Consider the following 6,075-nt stretch of genomic DNA (forward strand, 5'->3'; position numbering starts at 1 on the left):
GCGATCGGCCACCGGAAGCGATCCTACGGTATGGATCTGTCACATTTGGGTCCGTGGCACCTCCCAGCGCTTCGGACTGTGGCGGAACTGTCGATTCTTGCGAGACAGCAAAGTCTGGTCGGCGTGTCAGAGCTGAAATTATGATCTTGTTCGCGGCGCCCCGGATCGCCCCTATGTCTGCCACGTATGCAGAGCACGAGCTGCGCTCGGACATCTGGAGGTGCTTAAACTCGGTGACGGCACCGAACGCTTGGAGAAACATTCGCCCGTTTCGAGGGTATTGTCGATGCCCTGACCCTACTGCTCGGAACCTTTCTCGAAGAGGAAGTCGTAGACGTCGCGGAGCTTCTCGTCGAAAAGGAGTCCTGGGTCTGCGCGCCTGAGTAGGACTTCTTCAATTTCGTTGCGCTCAAAGACGACGACGGTTTTCGAGTTGACCGCACGACGAAGAACGCTCATAGCGCCGGCGTCGAATCCAGAGTGCGATACGAAAAGTCCAATGGTCTGGGGTCGCGGGTCCAGCTTCCCAAGGAACTCTCGCATCTTCCCGCCGGTCATAGGGTTAGCGAACCATCTGACCTCGCCAAGTATGTGCAGACCCTGATAGATGGCGGTGNAGTCGTTATCCTCACCATGAATCCTAATCTTCTTTGGGTGCCAGCTATGGAGGGCGAGGGCATCCCGCCACAGGTGTTCGAACTCCTGGCCTCGTGTCTGCGGAGTTCCGGTCCAGGCCATTAGCGCCTGGTAGCGAACGCCAAGCTCGGCATGCGCCTTTTGACGCTGCGAAGATGCGTGGATGGCCGGGAGTTGCGCCTCCGCTTGTTGGCCGTGCTTATTGCCGAAGCCTTTCCCGTGACTGAGCGCCTGATCGCCAATATACTCGATCTTGTTCGCCAGGAAGTTCGTTCCGGGAATATTGACAAGCTCGAGAACCTGGCTGTCGCCGAGGCCGAAGTGTTCCCGCACCTTCCTAGTCCGCCTGTCGTACGGCGTGCTGAAGGTCCAGTCTCTGCCATATCCTTCGCTTTCCCCAGCCTGGGTCCACCGTATCGGTGCGCCGTTCGGATCATCGAGGAAGAGTAGGTAGAAGTCATCCTCCGTTGTAAGGGCGGCCAATCCAGTGTCCCTGCCCGGCGCCCGTCCGTAGAGTGGGAGGTGTTTCCGCCCTAGACCCTGCGCGAGGATCTCATTTACCGTTTCGTTGAAGTTTGCGTCGAGAGCCTCGTGATATCCCCGTATGAAAAATGTGGCATATGCGGTGAATTTCTCCGGGTCGTCGCTGCTAGTCATGTTCGCCTTGTAGCTCCCCAGTCGTAGGTCGTGTGCGTAGGTGTCTGGCGACGCAGACTGCGTCTGTCATACGGCGATACGAGGTCGTCGCCGGACCATCCGGCCGGCACTGGTAGCCCCAGCCGCGTTGGCGACGGTCCGGTGACGATCAGTCGAACTCGTGGCCGTGTACGCCGGCGAGGAAGGCGGCCCATTCGGTGGCCGTGAAGTGCAGGGCCGGCCCGTCTGGGTTCTTGGAGTCGCGGACGGCTCGGCCGCCGTCGGGGAGGGTGGCGACCTCGACGCAGTTGCCGCCGGTGCCGCCGGAGTAGCTGCTCTTGCGCCAGGTCAGTGGGGCGTCCGCACCGTGGGTGGTCATCGCTGTAGGTCCTCACGTGCCGCTTTGATGATCGAGAGGGTGTTGGGGGTGGGTGCGAGAGCGGAGCTGCGGAGCTGGTTCATCCAGGCTTCGTAGCGTCGTACCTCGGCCTGTTTCTCCAGGTAGAGGCTGCCCGTGGGAGCTTCGATGTAGACCGTCTCGGAGGCTCCTCCGGTGTCGGGGAAGCCCAGGATCGTGAAGCTTGCGATCATGCCGGCGTGGGCGCCTGCGGTGAACGGCACGACCTGGATCGTCACCGCGGGTTGCTCGGCTGCCTCGATCAGCCGGTCCAGCTGTCGGGTCATGACGGTGGGGCTTCCGACGTGGCGGCGGATCACGGCCTCGTCGAGGATCGCCCACAGCTGCACGGGCTGGTCTCCGGTGAGGATCTTCTGCCGGTTCATCCGGACTTCCACAGCCCGGTCGACCTCGTTGGCGGGGAGCTCCGGTGAGGCGGCGCGGATGACCGCGCGGGTGTAGTCCTCGGTCTGGAGCAGGCCGGGGACGAGCAGGCTCTCGAATGTCGTGATCGCGGAGGCTTCGGCCTCCAGGCCGATGTAGACCTGGAACCAGCGGGGCACGAGATCGCCGTAGGAGTGCCACCAGGCGGGCCTGCGGTTCTCCTTCACCAGCGCCAGCAGGGCCTGGCGCTGCTCGTCGTCGGTGACGCCGTAGAGGTCGAGCAGGTCCGAGACGTTACGCAGGACGAACCGGAACTGGCCGGTCTCCATCCGGCTGATCGTCGGCCCGCTGCGGTGGATGTGTTCCCCGGCCTGGTCGACGGTCAGTTCCTTGGCCTCGCGCAGGCGGCGCAGCTCCGCGCCCAGGCGCCGGCGCCGCACGGTGGGGCCCGGTGTGGCTGGCATCGCCCTCCCTTCTCCCGGTAGCAGTCTGCCAGCCCCTGTCTCGGGCCGATCAACGCCCGCTCACGCATTAGTCATACGTACTTGCGTATGAGAGTTCCACGGGTGCATTCTGCCAGTACCCCAGCGCCGCCCGTCACCGCGCGGGGACCCGGAGCACAGGACACGCCAGGAGATCGTTTCCAGCCGGCAAGGGAGAAGAGCTATGGAGGAACACCGCTTCGTGGTGTGGGACGCGGAAGGACGTCCGCTGGGCGCGTTCGGCGACTTCGACACCGCCCACGAGTGGGCGCACCACCGCCTGCGGCAGGCACTGACCCGCCTTCCCCTGACCGTGGATGACCGGGTAGCGAAGGTCAGCCGCCGCCCGTCACAGGCCCGCTGCGAGCTGGTGGCCTGGGCCGAGTTCGCCGTTCTCCCCGGCTGCGACCTCCCCGGTCACGCTCCGGCGACAGGCGACCCGTCGCACCGCCAGCCCGCGCGGCCCACAAACCGATGAACGCCACGATCACCCGCCGCCGCACACGCAGCGTCATGCGGGGACCGGCATGACCGGGACCGAGGGCATCTCGACGGCAATCCGGGTGGACGTGGCGCACTTCCCGCCCACGGCCGCCGCCGTTCCCGACGTGCGCGCAAGCACCGTCCGGACGCTCACCGGATGGTCCGTCGACCGGGACGACGTCGACCTCGCCGAAGTCGTCGCCTGCGAGCTGACCTCCAACGCTGTGAAGGCCAGCCGCCCGGGCGACGTCATCGCGATCCGGCTCACCGCGACCGGCGGGACCGTCCTGATCGAGGNGTGGGNCGGCAACGACGCCGGCCCCCGCGTCACCACNCCGGACACCGACAGCGAGGACGGCCGGGGCCTGCTCATGGTCGATGCCCTGAGCAACCGATGGTCCTGGTACCGGACCAGAACCGGCGGCAAGATCGTGTGGGCGCAGCTCCCGGCCAGGATGACGCGGGCCGTCGCCACCTCCCACAGCACCGCCACGTTGGCGACCCGCGCGCCCGCGCCCATCCCGGCTCCCGCCCGCCCGGTCGCCTTCGACAGTGACCCGCTCGTCCTGCGGCGGGTCATCGACCGGCTACGCGAACTCGACGACTGGTACCTCCCGCCCCGGGACAGGGCGTGAAAGACCGGCACCACACCCGGCACCCGCCACCACGACACCCAGCCGGGGCTTCCGAGAAGAACGTCGATGAATGCTCCCGGGTCGGGCGCCGGGCCACCGCACGTGAATCTTCCTGCCTCCGGCCGGCGCAGCCTGGCCGACCGTCGGAGGGGGCCACAGGCGGCTGACCTGCANTTTTACCATCCAACTCCCCCTCCATCCCTAATTGGAGGGAATATCGGAGTAGATATCCGTAGGAATAATGGAGAGTATAACGGAGGGTGGGGTTTTCAAGTTTCCCTGCATGACAGGAGGGGACTCCGGTACACGCGGCTCGTCGGGCCGATCAAGGTGGAAAAATTTCCCACGAAACAGCGAGCCGGGCGCCCACGCCCACCATATTCATATCGCGTTCGCGTATACGAATTCCAGCATGGGTGATGCCCATGATGTGCGGGGCGTGGAACACGAATCCTCGTTCTCCGGGGTTGCCCCTGGGCGCCCCAGCGCCCAGGGGTGGCCTCAGGGCTCCGGCACGTTCGCGTTATGACCGGCTCGTCCGCGCGCCGACGGGACGGCCTGGATGTCCGTATCGTCAGGGAAAGCCGTGCAGGTCGAGCGCGGCGGTGGCGGTCTTGCAGGCCCGGCGCCCGGCCGGAACGTAGCGGTGGCCCGCGGCGCGGACCGCGTGCGCGACAGTGGCGCGGAAGATCGCGAGGTTGACCGGGCCGCGGCGGGTCCGGCTCCGGCTCGCGTCCTCACCGAAAGTGACGTCACGGACGTGGTGCTGACGGTTCTCGATGATCCACTGGCCGCGGGCGGCGTCGGCGAGGAACCCGGCCGAGGCCTGCTCGAAGGCCAGATCCGTGATGCCGTAGACCGTCTCCCGGCTGGGTTTCCTGCCCTTCTCCCGGCGCCAGCGCTGGATCCGGACGGCCTGGCGGGCGTGCGGGAACTCGGCGTGCTCGACGGTCGCGGCCTTCAGCGTGCGGGTCTCGTCACGGCCGTGGCCATGGTCGTGGGTGGTGTCGGCGACCGGGACGTCCGCCCACGGCAACGCGGCCAGGAACGCGCGCAGCGTTGGCTGGTTGCCCTTCACGACCGCAAGGTAATGGGCCTTCTTGTCGGTGACCAGCCAGTCGAGATGGTCGCGCACGGTATGCAGAGCGTCGAAGGTCAACAGGTCGCAGGCAAGGTCGAGGGGCTCGAGGACAGGGCGGTTCGAGTCCACCTCGTGCTGGTTGACCAGCCGGCCGGTCGCCTGGTCGGCGACCCCGACCAGTTGGACCTGCCGCCCGTCGGCGCGCTTCGCGCCGCGGCTGGTCTTCCCATCCAGTGCGTAGACCGCCCGCACCGCTTCTCCCGCCGCCTCGGGTGACGCCGGCTTCGGCGGGGCCGGGTCGGCCAGCGGCGGATCGAGCAGTGCGCGGGCGAGCCGCGCGTCGTCGGTGTCGTTGAGGAACCGGCGGATCGTCGACTCGCTCGGCAGCCGGTAGCCGTCAAACGGGTCGTACGGCAGCCGCAGCCGGCGCCGTTCCTCCTCCGTGGTGCCGGCGAGCCATTCGATCACGGCGGTGACCCGGTCATGGCCCGCCGCGGTCAGCGCGCACAGCCACACCGCCGCCAGCACCGCCAGCGGGTAGACCCGCCCACGTCGGCCCCGGTGCTCGCCCATCGCGTGCAGCCGCTGCCAGATTCCCTCACGCGACACCGCGCCGGCTCCCACCACACCGGCCGCGTCACGCGACAATGCCCCCACAGGCACGTGCGCTCCCGGACCACGAAGACGTTAGACNCCTCCGTGATCTACAGGCGCCGTGCCTGTCTTCTTCTCAGCGACGCGTGACCTGGCCGTGTCCGCCCGCCGACCCCCGCGCCCGCCCGATCAGGGCATACCGGGACCCCACCAGCCAACTCCGGGCGGACCGGGACCTCAGCTGACAGAACCTGCCAGGGCACCGCCCAGCAGGCCAGAACAACGAACACCTGGATCGATCACGCGATCAGCGCCACCCAGGACGCACGGCCACGATCACACCAAAGCGCGAACGTGCCGGAGCCCTGCCCTGACCTTCCTCGCGGGGCTGCTGGCCGAGGATCGCGCCCAGCGTCGGACCTGGCGCAAGCTGCCCCCACCCGAGCAGGCACTCCTGGTACTCGTCCACCTCCGCAAGGGTGAACGCTACGAGCAGCTCGCCGAGGGCTTCCAGGTCAGTGTCGGCACCGTCCACAACTACATCCGCGAAGCCGTCCGCCTGCTCGCCACTCACGGCCGGACCCTGCTCGCCGCGGTCTGGATCTTCGCGTGGACCCAGAGCAACTTCCTCATCCTCGACGGCACCGTCGTGCGTACCAACCGTGTCCGCGCGCACAACAAGCTGTACTACTCGGGCAAGCACAAGTACCACGGCATCAACCTGCAGGGCCTCACCGACCCCTACGG

General features: G+C 67.1%; 6 protein-coding genes. 3 read left to right on the forward strand and 3 right to left on the reverse strand.

The window, feature by feature from the left end:
- Positions 1-1,441: 1,441 nt before the first annotated feature.
- Together CED_RS18400 and CED_RS18405 are read right to left on the reverse strand one after the other, a co-directional pair.
- Positions 1,442-1,651 (reverse strand): DUF397 domain-containing protein, encoded by a 210-nt coding sequence (locus tag CED_RS18400; RefSeq protein ID WP_035912697.1) that lies wholly within the window; start codon positions 1,649-1,651, stop codon positions 1,442-1,444.
- Positions 1,648-2,517, reverse strand: a complete 870-nt coding sequence (locus CED_RS18405) for a helix-turn-helix transcriptional regulator (protein ID WP_035912700.1) — start codon at positions 2,515-2,517, stop codon at positions 1,648-1,650. The genes CED_RS18400 and CED_RS18405 overlap by 4 nt, the downstream gene beginning before the upstream one ends.
- A 202-nt stretch (positions 2,518-2,719) precedes the next feature.
- On the opposite strand from CED_RS18405, the gene CED_RS18410 reads away from it, so the two are divergent.
- Both CED_RS18410 and CED_RS18415 read left to right on the forward strand, forming a co-directional pair.
- The gene (locus CED_RS18410; protein ID WP_035912703.1) at positions 2,720-3,013 is read left to right on the forward strand and encodes a hypothetical protein; all 294 of its coding nucleotides are present in this window, start codon (positions 2,720-2,722) and stop codon (positions 3,011-3,013) included.
- Between the two features lie 49 nt (positions 3,014-3,062).
- Positions 3,063-3,653, forward strand: a complete 591-nt coding sequence (locus CED_RS18415) for an ATP-binding protein (RefSeq protein WP_035912706.1) — start codon at positions 3,063-3,065, stop codon at positions 3,651-3,653.
- A gap of 574 nt (positions 3,654-4,227) precedes the next feature.
- Here CED_RS18415 and CED_RS18420 read toward each other — a convergent pair.
- Positions 4,228-5,397, reverse strand: a complete 1,170-nt coding sequence (locus tag CED_RS18420) for an ISAs1 family transposase (protein ID WP_084680856.1) — start codon at positions 5,395-5,397, stop codon at positions 4,228-4,230.
- A gap of 52 nt (positions 5,398-5,449) precedes the next feature.
- Here CED_RS18420 and CED_RS25525 point away from each other — a divergent pair.
- Positions 5,450-6,075, forward strand: a 626-nt coding sequence (locus CED_RS25525; protein WP_235187138.1) for a transposase, incomplete at its 3' end; no start/stop codon positions are given.

It is taken from the genome of Frankia sp. CeD, assembly GCF_000732115.1.
Lineage (GTDB): Bacteria > Actinomycetota > Actinomycetes > Frankiales > Frankiaceae > Frankia > Frankia casuarinae.